Genomic DNA, 23,339 nt, shown 5'->3' with positions numbered 1-23,339 from the left:
GTGTTGGGGTATAACGCCCTTTAAAAGGCTGATAATGTCCGGAGTTATAGTTAACTTTTTACCTGTCGTCCATTCTCTGCAGGTTATCTCCTTCAACGCTATGAATGTTGGTAGTATAGTAATTTAAACTGTATTCAATGTTTAACGAAAAATATAAGCTTTGTTTTAAGTGCGCTTTTACTGCCGCTTCTATTTCACTGCTTAACTTTTGGGTAAACCTTTTGTCTCGATGTGGTTTAGGTAATAACGAAACGGTAACAAGTATGTGTGCGTATTTATATTGAGAGCATGGGTAGGCTCTTGATTTGCATTCCCCTGCACTTACATCGTGCTTTGTAATGACCGCTTCTATCGCGTCAAAAACTTTGTTCGTATCGAACTCTACATTATCTGAATATTTAATTTCTACATGAGGCATTTGAATAATTCCTTAAGCTTACAGGTTTAATAAAGGACTAAAATTGAGAGCTAACTTAGGCACACAGCATAACTGAGCCAGAGCTATGCCACTACTAGCAGTCTCGATTTAATTACTAGTGACTTTTTGTATTTGGTGATTATGAATTTTTGATAAGACCATTAAAGAACAAATTGCACCTAACAAGGCCAACCCCATATCTGACTGTGTATCCCAGACATAACCTTGTGTTCCTAAAAAGGCTTCTGCATCTTCACCAGACATTAACGCAACCCACCATTCAATTAACTCATAAAAAGCACTGAATGCTAAGCAGATAGAAACAATAATAACATTTCGCCAAACGTTACCGTTGACAACATTTTTACGGATTAAAATTTCTCTCGCTAAAAGTGCAGGAACAAAGCCTTGAAAGAAGTGTCCCACTTTGTCGTAGTTATTGCGCTCTGCACCGAATAAACCATCAAAAAAAGGTACTTCAGCATAGGTGTAATGACCGCCAATCATTAACACAATGCAATGTAATAAGATGAAGAAATATAGCATCGAAGTAAGGTGGAACGAGCGGTATGTAACTATTAATAAAGCAGCCCCGATTAATGCAGGAAACACTTCAAGAAACCAAGTGAACTGATCTTTAGGAGATATTCCCGACCAAATAAGCACAGTGATAAATATGACTATCCATAGAGGTTTAATGTGAAGATACTCCTGATAAAGGTCACGAACACTTAAATAGACAACTATTGCGGGTTATCAGATATGCGTAGTTTTACGTGAACAACTCTTTGTATTAAATCAGTTTAAAATATTGTTGAGAACTTTTAAACAAAAATATAATAGTTATAGACTTATACCAATAGTATTAGTTACCGTAATCGCGTTCTACTTTTGAAATTCGCACTTTAAACGAATCATACCAAGACTTACGACCCGTTTTTTGAGCTTCTAAATGTTCCACGTTCGCCTTCCAGTTTTTAATAGAGTCGAGGTCTGTCCAATAAGAAACAGTGATACCAAGCTCTTCTCTGGCTGATTCAATGCCCAAAAATCCTGATTGCTGCTGTGCTAATTCAACCATTCTGTTGGCCATTTCACCATACCCATTATCACCTTCAGTCCGTGTAGACGAGAAGATTACGGCAAAGTATGGTGGTTTAGGTGTATTTGAGATCAACGACATTGTTACTCCGAGTTAAATTATTTTGTCCCTATCGAGCTAAAGTTTGTTAATTAATCACTGTTGGCTAAATTTAGCAACCCTATCTTAAAAAGTTTAAATAGAATATGGGATAGCGAGTGATACTGTTATTTACCTCACATTAATTCCCACGGGTTCTCACTATACTGCTAACATAAATGATGTAAACCCCATTGATTTTAGAGAAGTAATTATGCGCTTAATCGTCTCATTAATAGTATTGTCATTCAGTATAAATGCAATCGCTAAACCTAATTCTGAAGAAAAACCCTGGGGTTTAGGTCTTCTCGTCAGGAGTGCTAGCATCCCATTTGATGCCGAGGATGATAAGGTTAACAGTATCGTACCTATGATGTTTTATGAAGGTGATACTTTTTTCTTACGCGGCATCGAAGGTGGCGGTCACTTGTTAAAAAAAGCTGACTGGGAACTAAATGCCCTTGGTCGTCTGCGCTTTGTCGATATTCCCACTGAATACCAAAATGAAACACAAGCAGATACCTTTGATTTTGGTTTTCAATGGCGTAAAAACACAAGTGACAGCCATCATTTTGATGTGGAAATATTGAGTGATCTTGATGGTAAACCGTATGCTAATTTCATCAGTAGCTGGTACTTTCAAAACGATAGCTGGGAATTTATGCCAAAAATATCAGCGCGGTATAAAAGTGCTGAGTTTAATAGTTATTATTATGCCTTGAATGAATTAACAGACGAACGCATTGGTGCGGGTATTGATGTAAATGCAACCATTGAATCAAGATACCATGTAATTTCAAACTTATACTTCATTGGTTCACTCGGCCTAACCGGATTAGATAATAACGCTTATCAAAGTGCTATTGTTGATAAACGCTGGCAAAGTGAAGCTTACCTTGGTATTGCATTTTTTAATGATAAAACAAAAAGTAGAAAAAGCTCCCTCAGTAATGGTAGCTACCTGCGCGTTGCTCATGGCTGGGCAACCCCTTCTAATATTGGCGAAATTCTCGCCGGTGACACTGAAAAAGACGAATTCAACAATCAACTCACTTCAGTTTTCTATGGCGTACCGCTAACGGATGAATTATTTAGTTTACCCATTGAATTGTATCTAATCACAGGATTGGCTTGGCACTGGAGATCAGATGTACAAGATAGCGAACAAGAATATCAACTTGGCATCAAAGCTTATTACACCATTCATTGGCCTGTTCGATGGCGCTTAGGGTTTGCCGAAGGGATTTCATATATTTCTGATGTGACTTATATTGAGAGAACCGAGATGGAAGAAAAAGGCTATAGCCCAAGTAAGCTAATGAATGCGATAGATTTTTCTATAGATATAAATTTGGGTGATATTTTCAATGTTAATGCATTAAAAGGTACGTGGCTTGGCTATGGTATTCACCATCGCTCTTCTATATTTGAATCAGCTTCGCAGTTTGGTCGTATTAAAGGTGGTAGTAATTACAATACTGTCTATCTGCAATTTGATTTTTAGCTTTTCACTTGTTGTATCGTTTCAATACATCACCCAAAGTATTTTTAGGTCATGAAAAAGCTAATTACCACGAAGTTATAAAGTTATTTATTATTCGTCAATCACTTTATACCAATTTGATTAAATTTCTTCCCAACTCAGAGCTATGTTAGATGTTCAATAACAAGGCGAATTTGTTTAGGTCTAGTCATTCTAAATCAAATGAATTTAACGATGTTAATGGGCATAGAACAAGCTCCCAAGGGCGAGTTTAAAAGGCTTACATGCAGCGTTATTGATTTTGACAAGGGAATAACCATTCTCTTCAATCAATGTCTTGCCTCTAAGCCTTTTAATTCTCGCTGAGTGGGAGAGAACTTAATCAACTTGGTATTAGAGACTTTTTAGGTAAATTTGGTTTGAGTTACCCCTTTAAAAACACCGCATGACGTCACCGAGTGTTTGCTAATACTCGTAGTCACAATGCTATTTATAGCGTAATATTTGCCATTCTAACAGTAACAAATTCTTCAGGAATAATATCTACTTAATGGTTTTGAACATTCCACATTACCTCAAGACGCTATCAAAGATTTTTAATCTAAAAATCAAAATGTTAGTAGTATCGTTCTTGTTCCTATTTTTCACCAACGTCGCTCTTGCAAGCAATTTAAAGGTGACACTTGATGGCGAACTATCAAAGGCTGTTGAAAAAAACATCCATTCGTATTTAGGTACTTTACCAACATCTGATTTAGAACGCTCTGCCTTTATCTATTCTGCCAAAGATAATGCCTTCAAAGCATTAAATTCGTTAGGTTATTACCAAGCTGACATTCGTGTTGTTGTTGAAAAAGATCCGTGGAAACTGATCCTTATCATCACATTAAACGAACCAACTTTGCTCGATAATATCAACATCAACATAACTGGCGCTGCACAAAACGATCCGGTTTTTATTGCCTTACTAAATGATATTGACATTCACCATGGCGATAAACTTCATCATGGTAAATATGAAACTGTAAAATCTGACTTATTGTCCTTGGCACTACAACGAGGTTATTTCGACGGCAGTTTAGTCGATAGTAATATAACAATAAAACAAGGTTATCATTATGCAAACATCACCATTACTTATAATAGTGGTCCTAGATATCGCTTTGGTGAAGTAAATTTCAATGACTTTGATCTTAAACCACAATTATTAACCAGTATGATCCCTTTTAAAAAAGGCGATTTTTATAACACCCATGATTTTCATAAATTGCAGCAACAGCTTCAATCTACGCAGTATTTCGGTAATGTACAGGCGGTTCCCGCTCAGAAAATTGAAGACAAAGTAAATGATAATTACAGCATTCCTATCAATGTGACACTGACACCAGCAAAAAGTCATCAATTTGATTTTGGTGTCGGTTATGCCACCGATACTAAGTTTCGTCTTTCCGTTGGCTGGCGCACACCGCTTATAAATAAATATGGCCACTTTCAAGAAACAAAAATTGAGTACTCTCCTAAAAATCCTACTGGTAACTTTATTTACAGTATTCCGTTAGGTCATCCGACTGAAGACCTTCTACAAGTTAAAGTGACGGTTGAAAATGATGAATATCCTGATTTAAAATCTAAGTTTTATTCTGCTCAAATCGGTCGGGTGCTCAGTAAAGACAACTGGAATAGACAATTTTATACCCGACTGCATCAGGAAGCTTGGCGTTATAATTTAGACGAAGTTGAACCTAATATTGATTGGTCTAAAGAAGATAACGTGCAATACATTATTCCCGGTATTATTTGGTCTAGAACTATTCGTGGTGGCTCGGCTTTGGATCCAAGTTCAGGCTTTAGACAAATATATAATATAGAAGGAGCACATTTAAAAGCAGGCTCTGACAATAGTTTTTTTAGAATACACGGACGTTGGAATTACATTACCACATTAAAACCAAAGCACCGTTTAGTGACCCGCGCGGAATTAGGGGCTATCTATATTGATAGAGACGCCGAATTAGCCCCTTCATTACGATTTTATGCCGGTGGAGACCAAAGTATTCGTGGCTTTGCTTATCAGTCCATTGGTTCTACCGTGCCTTCATCATCTGACCCTGAAAACTCTGTTCAAGTAGTCGTTGGCGGTACGCGGTTGATGGTAGCAAGCATTGAGTATCAATATTATCTAACCAATAAATGGCGTATGGCATTATTTTCTGATGGCGGCAGTGTGGCAAATAAAGGTGAATTTAATCCGGTCTATTCATTTGGCACAGGTTTACATTACCTATCTCCCGTTGGTGCAGTTAAATTTGATTTTGCCTACGGCATTGATGATGATGAAAAAGGCTGGCGAGTTCATATTAGTTTAGGTGCTGAATTATGATGTGGCGCAGAATTAGTTTGGTTGTATCTAAGTATTTGGCAATATCACTTTGCTTTATCACCGTACTCGTTACGACTCCTTGGGGCACAAATATCACCTTAACATTACTCAATAATTTTGATGGTGTTACCTTTGACTATAACAGCGGAGCTTTAGTTCGAGATGTACGATTAAACTCATTTCAGTTGCAGTTAGCAAATCTTGATATTAGGGTAAATGGCTTATCAACTGAGATTAACTTTGCTTGTGTCTGGAATAAAACCTTATGTATTAAATCAGCAAAAGCTGACTATTTCTCTTTACGTTACTTGTCTGACGATGAGGGTGATGAGCAAGTTTCATCAGTAAATAATACCGCATCTCAACTTTTTGTAATGCCCTTTTCAATTAACGCTGATTCAGTTGAGCTTAAAAAAAGTCTGATAGTTATCAATGATACCGAGATCACAATTGAGCAATTTATTACACAATTGTCGATCAGTAAAAGTGAGTTTAACTTCTTACAACCCAGAGCAAAGCAGTTGACGTTATTACTCGTTGGAGAAGAACAAACAACGCCTGTTAACAACCAGAGCACAACTTCGTTAGTCAATAATACTTTTACTAAGTTACCAGAAATTAACCTGCCTATTGCGCTGAACATTGAGCAATTACAACTCGATAGTTTGGCTGTAGACACTTTGACTGTTAACACTAAGGCTCAGCCAGAACATGCTCAAGCTACTTCAATAGACAATCACCAAGCAAGAAATTCACTGTGGCTTTCAAACAATAATCATCTAAGCGCTACTTGGATTAATACCGATGTCAGTATCAGCCAATTTAAAACCACCACATCAGCGTTCTCTATCAACCAATTAACTGCTGAGGCAAAGCTACTACCTCCCTACCAGCTTACAACTCACTTAGAAAGCCAACTACACAAGGTGGCATGGTGGTCAGAAATTGATGACAGTACTCAACAATTATCAATACAAGGCTCATTTGAAGATTTAACATTTGATGTGATCAGCAAAGGTAACTTAGCGCTTAAAAGCCAAGGTAAAATTAACTTCATTGATGAAGCCATGCCCTTTAACCTAACCATAGACGCTCAACAAATTCCAACGCCTTTATCATTAACTGAGTATGGTGAGTATTCCTCATTATTGTTATCTCTCTCAGGCGATGTAAAACAACAAACGATGGATTTAGCCAGTCAGATTAAAGGTTATGGCTATAATAATGCACAGCTGAAACTCAAAGCCAGTTATCAGAAAAACCGCGCTACTATTGACCAGTTTATTTTTAACGATGAAGACTCAGAAAGCCAAGTATATTTAACGGGTGATATAGGCTTATTAGCTGACGATATTAGTTGGCAGTTATCTGCTCAATCAACCGGTTTTACCTTGCCCGAAATAAACATACCGGCGCTATCAGAGTTAGGCACCAGTGAAGAACAAGTTGCGATGTTAACAAAAACACTGCCTGATTTAATTACCGGTAGATTGCAAGGAAGCATCAACAGTCATGGTGCATGGTCAAAAAAAGCATGGTCTGTCTCGCTAAGCGATACCGACATTTCAGGAAATATAAATGCACTAGACCTAACGATAAAAGCAGATATTGGTTTAAATCAATTAGGTAATCTACAACCAGGTAAACTGCTGATCGACTTCAATAATAGTGCCTTAACACTGCAAGCCTCGGATAGTGACTTTTGGGATATTAAAGGAAAGTTAACAGTAGATAATGTTAATCAATGGCATCAAGAGATACACGGCAGTTTTACCAGTGATTTTTCAGTTACCGGAGCGCAAGACAATCCTACTGTTAACCTACAAAGTCAATTAAACCAGTTAAATTGGCAACAATGGTATAGTGATTCGTTAGCTATTAAGGCGAACTATCAACCAATGAGTGGTCACGACATTCAATTAACAGTAAAGAATGACTATTTGGATTGGGTGAACGAATCTACGCGTTATCGCATTAAAAATATCCTATTTGATATAACAGGCAACGCGAGTAATCATCAAATAAACGCTCAGTGGTTAGGTGATTTTGCTGGCAAACTTGCCCTGTCTGGTCATTGGGATGATGAATTTACTTTATGGCAGAGTACTATTGAGCAAAGTGCATTAACCTATAAGAATATTACCCTTAAAAATAATAAAGACTTCGATGTTAATGTCGATTTAGCCAAACAAGAAAGCATGGTAGCGAGTCATTGCTGGCAAGGTGAAGGGTTTGGTCTTTGTTTGCCCCATCAAGTGAATCTCGGTAATGTTGGTGATGTTGCCCTTAAAATGAATATTGACCTTGCTGTCATTGACGAATTATTTTTACCTAAAGACACTGAGATCATTAGTGAAATTGACGGTGATATTCAGATAAATTGGTCTACCCAGCAAGCTATCTCAGCAAAGGCGCGCTTTACGATGTCGCCGGGTTATTTAAAAGTGAGTGATGATTTTGGCGAGCATGTGCTGTCACAGTGGTCGCAAGGTTTGTTTGCTTTGACTGTTGATGAAAAGCAATTAACGAGCAAGTTAGCGCTAATAGCGACTAATAACCTTCCCTTGGTAGATATCACTTCAAGCATTGACTTTATTGATGATAGTTTTACTGATAATAACTTAGTGAGTAACCCTAAAGCCGACTATTCTTTTACTGATTCCACGGTAAATGCACAAATATCATTAAATCAAATAAACTTATTACCTTTCCAAGGCATTTTAACAGATGTAATTACTTTAGAAGGTAAAGTAACAGCGGATATATCCGTTGATGGCACTCTCGGCTCTCCTTTGTTTAACGGTGACATAGCATTAACTAAAGGTAAATTTCGATTGCTGCAAAATGCCAATACCTTAGAAAACATATCCTCTTCAGTCATGATTAATAATAATCAAGCGACAATGGACGCTGACTTTTATCTCGCCGATAAACTGGCAAAAGTACAAGGAAATATGTCATGGCAAAACAGTTTGTCGATGAACTTAGATTTAACAGGCTACGCGTTGCCGTTAGTTTTCCCTCCACAATTAGTGATGAGCATTTCGCCCACGTTGAATTTTTCACTGGTAGAAAAAGCATTAACCATAAGTGGCAATATTGACGTGGTAGACGGCACGTTTAATATCGAGAAACTACCTCAAAGCAGCGTTTCATTGAGTGATGATGTCATCATTCTTGACCAATATGGCAAAGCTGTTGTTAAAGAAACTTCTGGTTTTGATATAAAAACCGACATTAGCGTAAATATCAAACCCGCTTTTGAAGTATCCGGACAAGGATTATCAAGCCATTTATCTGGCCAATTGAAAATTAGCCAACAAGAGAAAAACCCATTCCAGTTATTTGGCAATATACAATCGTCTGATGGTACTTTTCAAGCATACGGGCAAAAACTTAAAATAGAAAAGGGAGAGTTCACCTTCAACGGACCAATGGATAATCCTTACTTTAATCTCCGTGCAAGTAGACATATTAAATCTGAAGATATTGATGTCGGCATTCGGGTAACCGGATTAGCCAATACATTAAATATGGAACTTTTCTCAACCCCGACATTGGAAATGCCTGAAATTTTATCTTATCTAGTCAGAGGAAGAGGCTTAGATGCAGGGGCAGGGGCAGAAAAAAGCACCGTTGCAGCCAGTTTGTTGGTCGGCTTTGGGGCTACCAATAGCGCTGGATTATTTGACCAAATCGAAAAAATACCACTGATTAGTAATATCGCAGTGGATACTGAAGGTGAAGGCGATCAAATTCAAGCAACGGTTAGTGGTTATGTCGGCAACAGAGTTTATTTGAAGTACGGTATTGGCGTATATGAACCCATTAATGAACTTACGGTGAGAATGTTCATTTTAAATCGATTTTGGTTAGAAATTGTCAGTGGTATTGAGCAATCGACAGATCTTTATTACTCGTTCTACATTGATTAATAAACGGAGAAAGTCACTGTTAGTTCAGCCATTTTATCTTCAAACAACAGAAGTTAAAATTTAATGGATATCAATAAAAATATATCTGTGAGGTGAAAATTGACTTACCGATTTCCCATAGCATTAACAATATTGTAAACACTAGATTTGAGCCTATTATATTATTGCTCTTCTAAGTTGTTAAAACGCCGATAGTATTATCTACAACCGTGTGCTGTCATTAATAAAGGAATAAGCTAATTGTTTCTGCTACAGACTACACTGCTAAATATATTGATATTTACTATATAAAAAGATAGCAATAGGACATTATACTTAATCAGCTTATAGGTTATCTATATAATGTTAGGAGATTGGATATGAATATAGAACACCTAAAGCTCTTTTTACGACTGGCCGCCACTAATAACATCAGCCAAGCTGGAAATGATTTAGGGCTATCACCTGCGGTAGCAAGTGCACATATTAACAAACTCGAACAAGGACTAGGCATCCGTTTGGTGCACCGTACCACTCGAAAAGTATCATTAACAGAAGAAGGTGAAACCTTTCTCCCACACGCTGAAGAAGTAATTTCTAGCATTGAAACCGCTCGAGCATCTGTTGGTGTAGGGCAAGCCTCTCCAAAAGGAAGGTTACGCATCACGGCCCCTGCTTCCTTTGGCCGAATGCATATTGTCTCAGCAATGAAGGGATTTTTATCCCTGTATCCTGACATACAAGTCGATATCCGCCTAACAGATAACATAGTTGACTTAGTTGAAGGTGGTTTTGATATCGCTATTCGTGATGCTGAGCTTAAAGATTCAACATTAATAGCCCGCAAGCTATCACCGGATAAACGTATTATTTGTGTCTCTCCTGATTACCTTAAAAAATTTGGCGAGCCTAATTCGCCACAAGATCTACGCGATCATCAGTGTGTAATTTTAAATGGCCTTGAAACGTGGGTATTTGATACCCCTGCAGGTCATATAAATATTAAACCAAAAGGCAATTTTAGAACCGATAATGGTGAAGCCATGCGAGATGCGTGCGTTGATGGTTTAGGGATCGCTATGAATGCCACATGGAGCGTCTATCGTCATTTACAATCAGGGGAACTGGTTCAAATTCTTAAAGAATATCCTCTGATTTCTAATGCTGCTATCTGGGCGGTTTATCCCAGTTCACGTTTATTAGCGCCTAAAGTAAGAGCTTTTATAGACTATTTATCCGAACAATATGGCAGATATCCTTATTGGGATGAATCGCTAAACAAATAAGTGTTAAATTATAACTGCATAAATTAAAATTTCGGCCGTTCTACACAGCGAAAATAAAAGCACTGCTGTTAATTGACTAAACTCACTCAATAGCAATAAGTTGTTTAGTAAGTGCCCAAAGCCTTTTTTGAGCGGTTAAATTGTAAGCTTGTTCATTCGCTCTGTCGGGACGTAGCTGTGTAAAATATTGTCCCGTCACACCGTTTAACTCAGGGGCACAAGCTAGAAACAATTGGGCAAGTGCTCCTGATTCAGGACTATTGTTTGAGCCGCCATAAGCCTGTTGAACCATACGAGTATTTAGAAATGAACCAGGGTCGAGTGCGTTAATTGTAATACCTTCATCACGAATCTGCTCAGCAAAAAAAGTACTGAACATCACCACTGCCAGCTTACTTTGAGCATAAGCCGATGAAGCATTAAACGCATTTTTCATCATCAAGTCATCAAACTTCAATGGTCGCTGCGCCGCCGAGGCAATATTAATGATACGACCTTGAGTTAGCGTTAGTGCAGGTAACAATAGTTCGCATAACATCGCTGTTGCTAAATAATTAACCGCAAAGCGTAATTCATAACCCTCTTCACTAATTGTTCGCATAAATTGCTTTTCGCTGGGCCCAGGTCCGACACCCGCATTATTGATCAATACGTCAAGTTTAGGATGGTCTGATAATATCTCTTCAGCAAGATGTCGTATCTGTACTAACGCACTTAGATCAGCATGATAACCATACACTTGGACATTACCCGTTGTTTCTTTGATACTTTCAACGGTATCATTAATTTTATTGATTGAACGTCCATGTATCAACACTGTTGCACCACGTAATGCTAATTTTTCAGCCGTGATCCGACCGACGCCATCGGTTGACCCCGTAATGAGTACGGTTTTATTGTGCATAGTCAATTTGTAATCATCTAAATCGATATCATTCATATTGTGTCCCCCAATGGCGTTTTGTCACGTTAGTTATCAATAAAAACCGATTTTACGTGTAATGTATCCATATACTCTCTAATAGTTATGATTTGTTCATCCTTAATTTCAAACAAAAAATGGTACATGTTATTGTAAATAGTCCCATCAGATTTTTGACCATAGGATTCAACCTCAGCAGCAACGCGATCTCCGCTAGCTGTCCATCCTGAAGGCGTTAGTGTCATACCTTTTGGGAATATATTATTGACCGTATTCATCAAATCAGCGACAGCAATTTTGTCCATTTCGCCTGAAAGAGGTAAACCACCTTCTCGACCCATGACTTTCCAGATGGCAGCGTTATTTAGCAGAGATAGTACACCTTCCACATCATTAGCCGAAAATCGTTCAAGAAATCTATTAATCACTAATTTATTCTTTTCAGTACTCATTTGACCTCCTGAATGCCCATGACTAACTGGTCCCAATTACGTTGATTATCCATATCATTTTGCGCACCGTTATCATCAGCATATTGAAAACGTTGTTGAGCCGGTGTTTTACTCATAGATTGATATAGCCAATAAGCTTCTTCTTTAAGAGCAGCTTCAATTGGTAGATCAATAGATGCATAAACCGCACGCTTACATGCTTCGATTGATTCGGCTGGGAACTGACCGATACGATTAGCTAACTCATCTACATACGGACCAATTTTATCGGCATCGAGTGCTTGGTTGATAGTCCCATATGCTTGAGCCTGGTCTGCATCAAAATCACGAGCACTTAAAATTATTTCCAACGCACGACCCAAACCTACTTGTCTAGCCATACGAGATGCACCACCACCACAAGGTAAAATGCCCATACCCGCTTCCATCTGCATAAACTTCGCTCTACCCCTTGCAGCAAAACGCATATCACACGCCAGCATAAATTCATGTCCACCTCCACGGGCAAAGCCTTCAACTTTAGCGATTGTTGCTTGAGGAAGCGCACTAACTCGCTGTAAAACCTTTTGCAAATAAAGTAATTCTATTTCTTCCCTAGGTATTGCCTGCGTAGATATATCTTTAAGGAAGTTTGTGTCTGCATGAGCAACAAAAATTTCAGGATGAGCAGATTGAAATACAACGACTTTAACGCTGCGATCATCTTCTAAAGTTTCTGATAAGCGATTAAGATCATCAAGCATCGAAATGCCTTGAATATTAACAGGACCAAAGTCAAAAGTGACCGTTAGGACAGCTTGATTTTGGCTAGCATAAAACGTTGTATAATTTTCATAAACCATAAGAATCTCCAAATTTGTTACTAGATAAAAGTTGTAAATTACAGATACAGGTTAGCACTCGCATTATCTATTGATAATTGCCTTTTTGGTAGATTCTGTTTATAGATTTCATTGATAGTATTTTATGCTGTTATCCATTACTTATTTAAGCCACTATTTTGTAATATACATGGTGTAAAGCTTAGATATGAAAGCTGAAATTACACTATTACTTTCTTGAATTTCACATTCGTTTCACAGGCATACCCATACGATACCAGCATGAATTATTACTGTGGTGTAAATTTATGACTAGTTCAATTGAATTAAAAAGTGTGTCTCAATCCTTTGCAAACAACTCTTCTGGCAGTCTTGGACATAAAAACTCTACTTCTGAAAACACGACTAATAAAAATAAGGCTTCAATTATTACCTTATTTAAAAATCTTGATTTAACTATAAACCAAGGACAATCCTACGCCATAACAGGCCCTTCAGGTGCTGGTAAGTCAAGTTTACTTATGCTGCTTTCAGGTTTAGAAAAACCCAGCTCAGGTCATGGTCATTACCTTAATGATAAACACACTTCAACACTTGATAACTTACGCTCAGACATTGGTTTTATTTTTCAACAATTTCATTTACTGCCTGAGTTAACTGCTTTGCACAACATTGCTTTACCATTGAAATTACGTGGTGATAAACAAGCAATAAGCAAAGCAAAGCAGTGGTTAGAAAAGGTAGGTTTGTCCGATAGAGCGGATCATAAACCATCACAATTAAGTGGTGGAGAACAACAACGTGTTGCCATCGCGCGTGCGTTAGTATTTTCACCCAAGTTTATATTTGCCGATGAACCAACGGGTAATTTGGACCAACATAATGCGAATGAAATTTCTGATATTTTATTTGCCTGCTGCCAAGAAAATAATGCCGCTTTAATCATAGTCACTCACAGCAATGCCCTTGCCAGTAAAGCACAGAACATTTATTCCCTTGCAGATGGAGAGCTCACTAAAACGTCATCGATTAATCCCACTGAAGAACAAGACATCACTAAATACCTCTCTACAGAAGAGCAGCGGGTAGCATCATGTTAAATCATCATATGCTATTGGCTTGGTACTATTTCACGCAAGAATACCGCCAGCCTCACCAACAATTACTGCGCTGGGTTCAAGCGATATTAATGATTTTTATCGTCACTTTATCGTTATCCAGCAACAGCATTCAAAAGTACCTGGAAGGAAATTTACAAAATCTTTTGGGTGCCGATGCGGTATTAACTCAAAAAGATAAATTAACAACGGCTCAGTTAACTTCGTTGAGCAATTTCAGTGATAATGTGGTCAAGACAATGCAGATTAATGCTACGTTAACATTCAACGATAAGTGGCAACGGTCCAAGCTCAAAGCGGTAGGAAATGACTACCCCTTACAAGGGAAACTACTCACTTCAACTTCTTTGCAGAGTCCAGCAACAGAAACCAACGGTGGTCCTACAGCAGGAAATATATGGTTAGACAGCCGTCTATTTGCCAGCCTAACATTATCGATTGGTGACGCTATAAGCATAGGTGAACGAGCCTTTATCGTATCAAGAGTGCTAATTCACGAGCCTGATAGATTGATGGAAGGACATAATGTAGCTATGCGCGCTATCATCAATGTGGATGATATGGAAAAGTTAGCTTTCCCAACAGATCTTATTCAGCATCGTTACCTTGTTACGGCATCAAAATCACAGATACATCAACTCATTGAGTGGCAACAAGCGCAACTTCCCGCAGCGAAAATTCATCATAAAAACGGCTCTCATCCGTTAGCCTCCTTTTGGCAACGCACTGAAAACTTTTTAGGCTTAGCCTCCATTATTTTATTTTTTATGGCTGCTATCGCTATTGAACAAATAGCGCAAGTACACTTAAAAAAAGAACAGTATTTTTCAGCAATTTGTATGAGCTTAGGCGCTTCAAAAGCAACAGGTTTACAGTTATCACTGATTAAATGGTTCATTAATATAGTGCTACTTATACCTGTTGTGGTGATTTTATCTAGTTCATTTCATTGGTTGGTCATCGGTTGCTTATCTGAAACATTTGCTGAAATCACCTGGCAATTAGAGATCTGGCTTACCGCTAAAACGGTCGCAACTTGTGTATTACTGTTTGCCGTCTTTCATTCACCTGTTTGGTTAACCTTGTGTCAAACATCTGTGGCTAAGTTGTTTCATCAAAATCAAAAAAGTATTTCGTTAGCGCTCATTAAACTATGCGCCTTGGTGGTTCTTGTTTTTGTTGCTGTGAAGTACTCAGATAATGGTTTATTAACCCTGATGTTAGTCGGTAGTATTTCAATCACTATCGCATTAATGGCAGCGATAAGCTGGACAGTATTAAGCTTAGGTGAAAAAGCTACCCAACAATTTTCAGGACTCATCCCTTTTACCTTGTTTATGATGAAACAGCGTTTATTAAGCAAAAGCACTCAAATGTTGGGAATTGGATTAAGCACATTTTTATTATTGTTTACGCTCATGCTTTTAAAAGACTTAGGCGACACCATGGTTTCATACCAGAGAACACATGATGGTAATGTGATGATTTCACAAGCAAGTCAGCCTCAAATGAAAGCAATCGAGCAATGGTCAAAACAACATAATATTAATCTGCGTCAAACTAAGCCTTACTTGTATGCCATAGTAGTGAAAATCAACAACCAAACACTCAGTGAATTTACACAAAAGCCCAGTGACAGCTTAGCGACATTATCAAACGCTATTAGATTGCATTGGAGTGAAAAACTTCCAAAGAATAACCGCTTGGTTCAAGGGGCATGGTGGCAAAAAGAGACTAAAAACTGGCAACAAATATCCCTTGAAGATGAAGTAATGACCGATTTAGGTTTATCCCTAGGAGACGAGCTTACCTTTATTATTCACCAACAAAGCTACACTTTTACTATTACAGCGAGTCATGAATTTAAACCCGGCGCAGGTTCAATTACTTTCTGGGTGCAAATGCCCCAGACAGCCCTGCAACACATCAATGCGCCGCAATATAATATGTCTAGTTTAGAACTGAATGAGGATCAATGGCCACTGCTTAGTCAATTATGGGAAAATCACCCTACTATAAGAATGGTCTCCCTACAGGAATTAACAAAACAGTTTGATGACATTTTAGCCATGATCACCAAAGTTATCAGCGGTTTTGCGGTGATGATTATTTTACTCGCCATTATTGTGATTTTGTCATCAATTAATGCACTTGAAAGCAAAGAAAAGAAAAAGAACAGCGTGATAATGAGCTTTGGTTTTTTAAAAAACACCTGTTTGCAGCTCAATATTATTGAATGGTTAATTACCGCCTTAATCATAGCAATAGGTGCAATAGCCGGTACCTACATTACCGGTATGTTAATTTATCAATCTCAGTTCTCACTTTCTTATCAACCTGACTTATTCATATTGTTCATAACATTAGCCATTATTTTGTCCACAGTTACCTTATTAGGTGTATACGCTAGTCGACATAGTTTAAAGAGTTCGGTTAAGCAATTAATGGCCGATATATAAAATATTATGTTTAACAAAAAAGTATCACATATTGCTTGAGCCAAAACAGTTTCACATCTATTTCACGTAGTCTCGATCATAATGTCGTCATACTAAGGCGAGAGAAACAAATGAACATTTTAAAACAACACACAGTAGTATTAATCACGCTATTTGCTACGTTAGTGATGACGGCTTTACCTGCTCAAGCAGCATTAAAATCGGACAACAATAAAGTGTTAATGGTCGTTAGTGGTAATGACCAAGGAGATAAACAACCCGGATACGAATTTGATGATTTCTCAAAAGCGGATACTGTGTTTATAATCAATGGCATTGTTGTTGATATCGTCAGCCCTAAAGGCGGTCCAGTTGAAGCCGATAAGTACAATCCAAGTAATAGCTATAATGCAAAGGTATTAGTTGATAAAGCTATTACTGCAAAACCTAATTTCAAAGCAGCGCAAGACATGTTAAAAACCTTGTAAGAAAATTGCTAACGAAAGCAGCTCTTTACTATTTTTAGCATCAAAATATTACAGGGCACTTTAATTCGAGAAACTAAATGAATAATCAATCTTTGTATATTCTAGTCGTTGAAGATCAACAAAGTATCGCCCAAAATATTGCTAACTACATGGAAGATAAAGGACATGTATTAGACTTTGCAACCCAGGGTGATCAAGGATTGGAACTGGCATTAACTAATCATTATGATTTAGTCATTCTCGATTTGAATTTACCCGTTATGGATGGGCTTGAGGTTTGCAAGCAATTGCGTAAACAAGCTCGCCATCATGTACCCATTATCATGCTCACCGCAAGAGACAGTATCGAGGATAAAATTTCAGGTTTTACTCTTGGTGCAGATGATTATTTAACTAAGCCCTTCTCTTTAGAAGAACTCGAAGTTCGCTGTTTCGCTTTATCAAGACGCCATTTATTACAAACCAATGATACCTTAATATTTGATCAGCTATGCATTGATAGAAAAAGACAACGAGTCACGCGTTCTGGACAAAACCTTGAATTACATACTATGGGCTATCGTATTCTCACAATTTTAGCGGAAGCTTATCCTCAAGTCGTGAGTCGTTCAAAGTTATCCCAGAAGTTATGGGGAGATGAGCCTACAGAATCCGACGCACTTAGATCTCATATTTACCAGTTGCGTAATATGTTAGATAAACCTTTTGATTATCCGATGATTAAAACCATGCACGGTATTGGCTTCCTCTTAAATGTAGAAAGTCATGTAAAAAGCGATGTAATAAACAATGATAAATAACAATAAAACTAATCAACCTCAAATTCCAACACCTAAAAACCCAGTGAAATTTCACAGTTTAAGTAGAAAAATTGTTAGCCAATTTTGTTTATTTACCTTGTTAATATCTGCGGTTTGGGGCGGGTTTTGTTTCATTTTAATGTACAACATTGAAGATGAATTTATTGAACGTGAAGTCAGACAAGAAGCTCAATTTTTACAACAAGGTTATGATCAGGATAAGTCTTGGTCAGCCCCTCGCGTGAGCCATATGACGTTGTACTTCTCAAAAAGTACTTTACCTGATGACATCAAGCAGCGATATATTGCTGAACCAAACAGAAAAGAATTTTCAGGAGAAGACGGTCGTCACTATCATTTATTAGCATTACCCAAATCAGAAGATGTTTACCTTGTCGCAGAAGTCAGTGAAATGCTGTTAGTCCGCCCTTTCACTAAAGGCATCTTAAAATTAATGTTGATTGCAGGCTTAATATTAGTATTACTTGCCTTTGTTATCGCCTGGCAGATAGGCAGAAAAACCGCTATGCCATTGAAGCAACTCGCCGATTTAGTTAATGGTGTTGCCCCTGAACAAATCCCCGATAAGTTTGCACAGCAATTCCCTAATAATGAAATAGGAATTTTAGCGCAGACCCTAGAAACCGCGATGACCCGAATTAACCAAAGTTTGGTCAGAGAAAAATGTTTTACTCGTGACGTCAGCCATGAACTTAGAACCCCTGTCTCTATTATAAAAAATGCGGTAGAGGTTTATCGTAATCAACACTCGACTGATGTAAGTAATCCCGTGATCGATCGTATATCCCAAGCGAGCACGCAAATGGAGCAAACAGTTACCACGTTGCTTACCCTTGCAAGGGAAGAACATACCGAAGTAGACAAAAAGCACATAAAAATACTGCCCTTAATTGAGCAATCTATTATTGACCAGAATCACCTCATCAATAACAAACCAATACAAGTGGAAGTAAATGATAATTGTAATGTAGACGTTTATGCGCAATCAGGCATGTTAACGGTATTATTAGACAATTTAATTGCCAATGCTTTTCAATATACTCAACAAGGTAAGGTCATCATTGAGATGCAAGATAAAACACTGATTGTTGCTGATACCGGTCCAGGTATACAACAAAGCATTTCAGGTAATATAACCGAACCCGCAGTTAAAGGTAGTCAAAGTACGGGGTATGGTTTTGGCTTATCGATTGTAAAACGTTTATGTGAACATCAAGGCTGGTTATTAACGCTTTCAAGTGAGCAAGGAACTAAAATTTCTATCACGTTGAAGTAAAACCTTGAAATGAATCACTTCGAAATAACGGTTTGCTCATGCATTTTCAATGGCCTGATAAATCAGGCCATTGTTTCATAGTTAAGCTGTTAAGGTGTTTGAATCAAGTTGGGGGAACTTTCAACTTCATTGTCGCTAGGATTTTCTTCTTCAGTCTCAACAATTATATCGCCATCAGGAAGCACCGCATTTAACAGCAACGCAATTACTGAGCCGGTAGTAATACCAGAAGCAAGAATGATTTTAAGGAAGTCGGGTAAGTGACTTAACAACTCAGGACGTACAGTTACTGCCATACCCGCGCCAATACTTACCGCGATAATAATGCCATTTCTTTTAGTGTGTTTAGTGTGAGATAAAATATTTACCCCTGCAGTAATTATCATTGCAAACATAACCAAGCCAGCACCACCAAGCACAGGAAGTGGTATAGCTACTACCAAGGCACCAATGATTGGAAATAAACCAGCAAGAATCAACATGGCGCCCGTGATGGCAACAACATAGCGACTTGCTACGCCTGTCATGCCAACAATACCTACATTTTGTGAGAAAGAGGAAAAAGGGGTAGTAGAAAATAATGACGCTAAAGCTGAACCTAGCCCATCACATAATATTCCACTAGATAATTTCTTTCCGGTTAATTTTGTTTTTGTCACATTCGATAGTGCTAAAAAGTCACCGGTAGATTCAACTATTGTCACCAAGTAGGCAATAGACATACCGATAATGCCGCTAATTGGAAAAGTTAAACCAAAATGAAAAGGACTTGGCAAAGCAAATAATGGAGAATCTTGCACTGGCTTAAAGTCGACCAAACCTAAGACCACACATGCCATGAATCCCAGCGCCATACCTATTACCACAGCGGCTGCCGATAAGATCCCTTTGCCAAAAATAGATAACAGTATAACCGTTGTTAAAACAAATAATCCTATCGCTAAATTAGGCAGTGATGCATAACCTTCTTGTCCTACTTGACCACCTGCAAACCAATCAACGGCGACGGGAATTAATGACAGTCCAATTAGGGTTACAACTGTGCCTGTAACTATTGGTGGGAAAAATCGTCTAATCATTGGCATAAAAAAGCTGCCAATAATCATAACGAGTGATGCAACTAAAGCCGAGCCTAGTATTCCTGCCACTCCGTGTTCAAATCCAATAGCGATGGAAACGCCGACAAAGGTAAAACTGGTTCCCATAACGCAAGGAAGCCTAATTCCAACGGGCCCAACCCCTTTACACTGAATAATAGTAACTACACCCGAAACTAGCATTGCCGCGTTAACCAATACGACAATATCCTCTACCGGTAGATTCAAAACACCACCAACGACTAGCGGTACAGTTATGATTGCTCCTAAAGCGGCGAGTAAGTGCTGTGCTGCAAGTAATATGGAGGTACCAATAGGCGGCTTATCTTCAACTTGATATAAAATTTCCATGTTCTATTCCTAGTTTTTATTATATTTTTTGATATAGATTAAAAATATTGCTGATAATTTGGTCTATCAGACTCGCACGAACTTGACACTAGTGTCAACTCAGTGGCGATTTAACTTTGGAAAGATGATTTCGCATAGTGAAATTTAATTTTGTTTTGACTCAAGCTAAAACACCATTAACCTGTAAACAGAATTAGATAGAATGGGTGATTCTCAAGAATAAACTATCAGGTTAATCGTTCTTCAAGTCTTCTAATAAGTAACCTACTAGAGATTTCATCAACGGATTTATCATTAACTTAGCAGGATAAACCAATGAAACAGGAATGCGGTCAAATTGGAATTCAGTTAATATTGGTATCAATGTTCCATTATCTAAATACTGTTGAGTCAGAAACGTCGGTAGATAAGCGATGCCTAGACCTTCTGTTGCTAATTTTGCAACTATGTCGCCATCATTCGCTTCAGCAAAAGAATCAATAGGAGCATGATGCTCTTTGCCTTCTTCTTGATAACGCCAACGTAAAGGAAAGCGATTAGAGCTATCTACTAGACACTGATGCTTGGACAACTCTTTTGGGTGTTTAGGTTTACCATGTTGGTTGATGTACTGCTCACTAGCGACAAAGTTAATCTGGGTAGAACCGTATCGTCGGGCAATAAAATTGGAATCAGGTAACTCCCCAACCCGAATAGATAAATCTACCCCCTCTTGCACCATATTGACGAATCGATTGACGAATAACCAAGATATTTTTACCTTTGGATGTAATTTCATAAAATCACTGGCTGATTTTAGAAAGCCTAACGATGCAGAGCCACTAGGGGCTGAAATGGTTAAGTGTCCCGATAATACTCGATTCAAGTCGTCTGATTTATTCTCTAATTGTTCAACACTACCGATTATATTTCTAAATTGTTCAAGGTACTGTTTACCTTCAGCGGTGAGGCTCATGGCTCTGGTGCTTCTATAAAGCAATTGACACGCAAAGTGATCTTCTAAATCTGAGACCTGTCGACTTATAGCAGAAGTCACTATATTGAGTTCTCTTGATGCCGCGCTAAAACTTCCTTTATCAATGACAACAATAAAGGTACTCATCGCTTTTAATAAATCTATCTTTCTCTTCATGAGAATAATCATTTCTTTTCAAGGTTATTTTTCTATTTTATACAATCAATATAATACACACAACTTAAACAAGAAGACCATTTGGAGATTGATATGAAAATTTTATTAGTAGGTGCTAGCGGCACTATCGGACAAGCAGTTGAAGCTAACCTTAAATCTAACCATGAAGTTATTTCAGCAAATTATGCTAACGGTGATGTAAAAGTTGATTTAGGTAACCCAGAATCAATCCGCAACATGTTTGAAGTAGTTGGTCATGTAGACGCAGTGATTTCTACTGCAGGGGTAGCGGCTTTCGCAGGTTTTGATGACTTAACTGACATCGATTATCAAACGGCACTAAATAACAAATTGATGGGACAGATAAACTTACTACGTTTAGGAAAGAGTTTTATAAACGAAGGCGGTTCAATCACCTTAACATCAGGTGTTTTATCAAGAGAGCCTATGCACGGTAGTGCGGTAATAAGTATGGCTAACGGTGCATTAGAGAGTTTTGTTAAAGCAGCAGCTTTAGAAGTCGATAACTTTAGAGTAAATGTTGTTGCCCCAGTATTTGTTAAAGAAACAATGGCAATGATGGGTATGGATACGGAATCAGGTTTATCTGCTAACGATACTGCTAAAGCCTACATGGCAGCAGTTACAGGTAAAATGCATGGACAGACGCTAGATGCGCCAGATTACTTATAAGAGCACGAATTAACGACATAAATTAACTAACGACAGGTTAATTGCATCATTAAATCTGTAGTCCTGAATTAGGCTACAGATTTTTTATACTTAAGCGGATATAAAAATGACAATTAACTCTTTCTTTTTCAATTTTGATGTGTAAATAAACTCGGTACCCATAAAACGTCAAGCAGTTAAATTTATGACATAAATATTAAAAATTCGATCTACGTTTCACAACATTATAAAATGAATATGATGTCATTCTACCGACTCAGTTTAGTTAGAATATACGGTGAAAAATGATGAGCCAATACTTCAAGAAAATGGACAGTCGTATGCTTGTCCTAGAAAAGTCACTGAGGTTCCAAATCCCATATGTTTCTCTATATAAATGGTATTAGCGCCAACGTCACTTGCTTGGTTCTTCAAGTCATTGATACTGGCAATAGTGAGTTCGGTATTAGAAATGAAAAAAAAGCTATACCAATGCCCTTCTGATCCCACTAATTCACTAATGTAACGACAACCACTTACTTGTTCGTAATTACTAATAACGATAATTGGGCGAGTATCATCGTGAAGTTGCTGGGTATCTATCAAACTGCAGGAAACTAGCGATAAACTAGTTAACAATAACAGAATTTGTTTTATTTTAACTACTTTCATATTGCTCCATACTAGGGTCTGTTGATCTTTCGCGGTTAAATTTTGTTCGAGATAAAAGCGTTTTAATCGCGGCGAGTAGTATGTAGCCTAGTCATTCTAAGCAAATACTACTCAACAAAGAGTAAAACGCTTTTAGCCGAATCCTTCGGACAGCGTTTGTTGGTCATTTTTACGGCGTTATCGCTTTTTTATGTGGCGCTACATGGATGTAGCTTATTAGACAATGCAGGAGCATATTGTCCAGAACAACCACATGACAAAGGCTCTGCCTTGTATAAACACCCTACAAGTCGCTGCAAAAACAATCTCGAAAGATCAACAGACCCTAATGTAATTAACTGTTTTCTTACTCTTATTAATGAGATTAGTCTAATAAATACAAATTAAAACGTCATATTGAACATTATCTAACACCAGC

The 23,339-nt window shown here is 37.9% G+C and carries 20 protein-coding genes; 11 read left to right on the top strand and 9 right to left on the bottom strand.

Going from position 1 to position 23,339, the window contains the following annotated elements; all coding sequences use genetic code 11:
- Positions 1 to 58 precede the first annotated feature (58 nt).
- The 3 genes from CXF79_RS12840 to CXF79_RS12830 all read right to left on the bottom strand — a co-directional run bounded on the left by CXF79_RS12840 (position 59) and on the right by CXF79_RS12830 (position 1,601).
- The gene (locus tag CXF79_RS12840; protein ID WP_011043347.1) at positions 59 to 418 is read right to left on the bottom strand and encodes a hypothetical protein; all 360 of its coding nucleotides are present in this window, start codon (positions 416 to 418) and stop codon (positions 59 to 61) included.
- 108 nt (positions 419 to 526) lie between these two features.
- A complete protein-coding gene (locus CXF79_RS12835) occupies positions 527 to 1,117 on the bottom strand; it encodes a DUF2238 domain-containing protein (protein ID WP_101155364.1) in 591 nt (196 codons plus the stop codon).
- Between the two features lie 166 nt (positions 1,118 to 1,283).
- Entirely contained in the window at positions 1,284 to 1,601 is a 318-nt protein-coding gene (locus CXF79_RS12830; RefSeq protein ID WP_101155362.1) for an antibiotic biosynthesis monooxygenase family protein, read from the bottom strand.
- A gap of 211 nt (positions 1,602 to 1,812) precedes the next feature.
- Here CXF79_RS12830 and CXF79_RS12825 point away from each other — a divergent pair, with 211 nt between their 5' ends.
- From CXF79_RS12825 to CXF79_RS12810, 4 genes are all read left to right on the top strand, one after another.
- Positions 1,813 to 3,102, top strand: coding sequence for a MipA/OmpV family protein (locus CXF79_RS12825; protein ID WP_101155360.1), 1,290 nt, complete (start codon positions 1,813 to 1,815; stop codon positions 3,100 to 3,102).
- A gap of 592 nt (positions 3,103 to 3,694) precedes the next feature.
- The gene (locus CXF79_RS12820; protein WP_232769168.1) at positions 3,695 to 5,461 is read left to right on the top strand and encodes an autotransporter assembly complex protein TamA; all 1,767 of its coding nucleotides are present in this window, start codon (positions 3,695 to 3,697) and stop codon (positions 5,459 to 5,461) included.
- Positions 5,458 to 9,396: a translocation/assembly module TamB domain-containing protein gene (locus tag CXF79_RS12815; RefSeq protein ID WP_101155356.1), complete on the top strand. Its 3,939-nt coding sequence runs from the start codon at positions 5,458 to 5,460 to the stop codon at positions 9,394 to 9,396. The genes CXF79_RS12820 and CXF79_RS12815 overlap by 4 nt, the downstream gene beginning before the upstream one ends.
- Positions 9,397 to 9,755: 359 nt before the next feature.
- Positions 9,756 to 10,661: a LysR family transcriptional regulator gene (locus CXF79_RS12810; protein ID WP_011043340.1), complete on the top strand. Its 906-nt coding sequence runs from the start codon at positions 9,756 to 9,758 to the stop codon at positions 10,659 to 10,661.
- Positions 10,662 to 10,743: 82 nt separating this feature from the next.
- On the opposite strand, the gene CXF79_RS12805 is transcribed toward CXF79_RS12810, so the two are convergent.
- The 3 genes from CXF79_RS12805 to CXF79_RS12795 are packed head-to-tail and all read right to left on the bottom strand — an operon-like array spanning position 10,744 to position 12,877.
- Positions 10,744 to 11,601, bottom strand: a complete 858-nt coding sequence (locus CXF79_RS12805; protein ID WP_101155354.1) for an SDR family NAD(P)-dependent oxidoreductase — start codon at positions 11,599 to 11,601, stop codon at positions 10,744 to 10,746.
- 29 nt (positions 11,602 to 11,630) lie between these two features.
- Positions 11,631 to 12,035, bottom strand: coding sequence for a nuclear transport factor 2 family protein (locus CXF79_RS12800; protein ID WP_101155352.1), 405 nt, complete (start codon positions 12,033 to 12,035; stop codon positions 11,631 to 11,633).
- Positions 12,032 to 12,877 carry an enoyl-CoA hydratase/isomerase family protein gene (locus CXF79_RS12795; protein ID WP_011043338.1) on the bottom strand — a complete coding sequence of 282 codons (846 nt, stop codon included), beginning with the start codon at positions 12,875 to 12,877 and terminating at the stop codon, positions 12,032 to 12,034. The genes CXF79_RS12800 and CXF79_RS12795 overlap by 4 nt, the downstream gene beginning before the upstream one ends.
- Before the next feature lie 287 nt (positions 12,878 to 13,164).
- On the opposite strand from CXF79_RS12795, the gene CXF79_RS12790 reads away from it, so the two are divergent.
- The 5 genes from CXF79_RS12790 (at position 13,165) to CXF79_RS12770 (ending at position 18,997) form a co-directional block, all read left to right on the top strand.
- Positions 13,165 to 13,956 (top strand): ABC transporter ATP-binding protein, encoded by a 792-nt coding sequence (locus CXF79_RS12790; RefSeq protein WP_101155350.1) that lies wholly within the window; start codon positions 13,165 to 13,167, stop codon positions 13,954 to 13,956.
- On the top strand, positions 13,950 to 16,433 hold the full coding sequence (locus tag CXF79_RS12785; protein WP_101155348.1) for an ABC transporter permease: 2,484 nt from the start codon (positions 13,950 to 13,952) through the stop codon (positions 16,431 to 16,433). The genes CXF79_RS12790 and CXF79_RS12785 overlap by 7 nt, the downstream gene beginning before the upstream one ends.
- A 110-nt stretch (positions 16,434 to 16,543) precedes the next feature.
- The gene (locus CXF79_RS12780) at positions 16,544 to 16,900 is read left to right on the top strand and encodes a hypothetical protein (RefSeq protein WP_101155346.1); all 357 of its coding nucleotides are present in this window, start codon (positions 16,544 to 16,546) and stop codon (positions 16,898 to 16,900) included.
- Positions 16,901 to 16,977: 77 nt separating this feature from the next.
- Positions 16,978 to 17,700: a response regulator transcription factor gene (locus CXF79_RS12775; protein WP_101155344.1), complete on the top strand. Its 723-nt coding sequence runs from the start codon at positions 16,978 to 16,980 to the stop codon at positions 17,698 to 17,700.
- Positions 17,690 to 18,997 carry a sensor histidine kinase gene (locus CXF79_RS12770; RefSeq protein ID WP_101155342.1) on the top strand — a complete coding sequence of 436 codons (1,308 nt, stop codon included), beginning with the start codon at positions 17,690 to 17,692 and terminating at the stop codon, positions 18,995 to 18,997. Before CXF79_RS12775 ends, CXF79_RS12770 begins: the two co-directional genes overlap by 11 nt.
- Positions 18,998 to 19,086: 89 nt before the next feature.
- Here the strand turns inward: CXF79_RS12770 and CXF79_RS12765 are convergent, their stop codons facing one another.
- Both CXF79_RS12765 and CXF79_RS12760 read right to left on the bottom strand, forming a co-directional pair.
- Positions 19,087 to 20,445, bottom strand: a complete 1,359-nt coding sequence (locus CXF79_RS12765) for a nucleobase:cation symporter-2 family protein (protein ID WP_101155340.1) — start codon at positions 20,443 to 20,445, stop codon at positions 19,087 to 19,089.
- 232 nt (positions 20,446 to 20,677) lie between these two features.
- The gene (locus tag CXF79_RS12760; RefSeq protein WP_232769167.1) at positions 20,678 to 21,577 is read right to left on the bottom strand and encodes a LysR family transcriptional regulator; all 900 of its coding nucleotides are present in this window, start codon (positions 21,575 to 21,577) and stop codon (positions 20,678 to 20,680) included.
- Between the two features lie 93 nt (positions 21,578 to 21,670).
- Here CXF79_RS12760 and CXF79_RS12755 point away from each other — a divergent pair, with 93 nt between their 5' ends.
- Positions 21,671 to 22,270, top strand: a complete 600-nt coding sequence (locus CXF79_RS12755) for a short chain dehydrogenase (protein WP_101155336.1) — start codon at positions 21,671 to 21,673, stop codon at positions 22,268 to 22,270.
- A gap of 300 nt (positions 22,271 to 22,570) precedes the next feature.
- Here the strand turns inward: CXF79_RS12755 and CXF79_RS12750 are convergent, their stop codons facing one another.
- Positions 22,571 to 22,921: a DUF4156 domain-containing protein gene (locus CXF79_RS12750; RefSeq protein WP_101155334.1), complete on the bottom strand. Its 351-nt coding sequence runs from the start codon at positions 22,919 to 22,921 to the stop codon at positions 22,571 to 22,573.
- A gap of 93 nt (positions 22,922 to 23,014) precedes the next feature.
- On the opposite strand from CXF79_RS12750, the gene CXF79_RS23645 reads away from it, so the two are divergent.
- Positions 23,015 to 23,308, top strand: coding sequence for a hypothetical protein (locus tag CXF79_RS23645; protein WP_232769213.1), 294 nt, complete (start codon positions 23,015 to 23,017; stop codon positions 23,306 to 23,308).
- The last annotated feature ends 31 nt before the right edge of the window (positions 23,309 to 23,339 follow it).

The sequence above is a fragment of the Colwellia sp. Bg11-28 genome (assembly GCF_002836245.1).
Classification (GTDB): Bacteria; Pseudomonadota; Gammaproteobacteria; order Enterobacterales; family Alteromonadaceae; genus Colwellia; species Colwellia psychrerythraea_A.
Note: the sequence above shows the minus strand (reverse complement) of the source record. Positions and strands in the feature narration are given on the sequence as shown.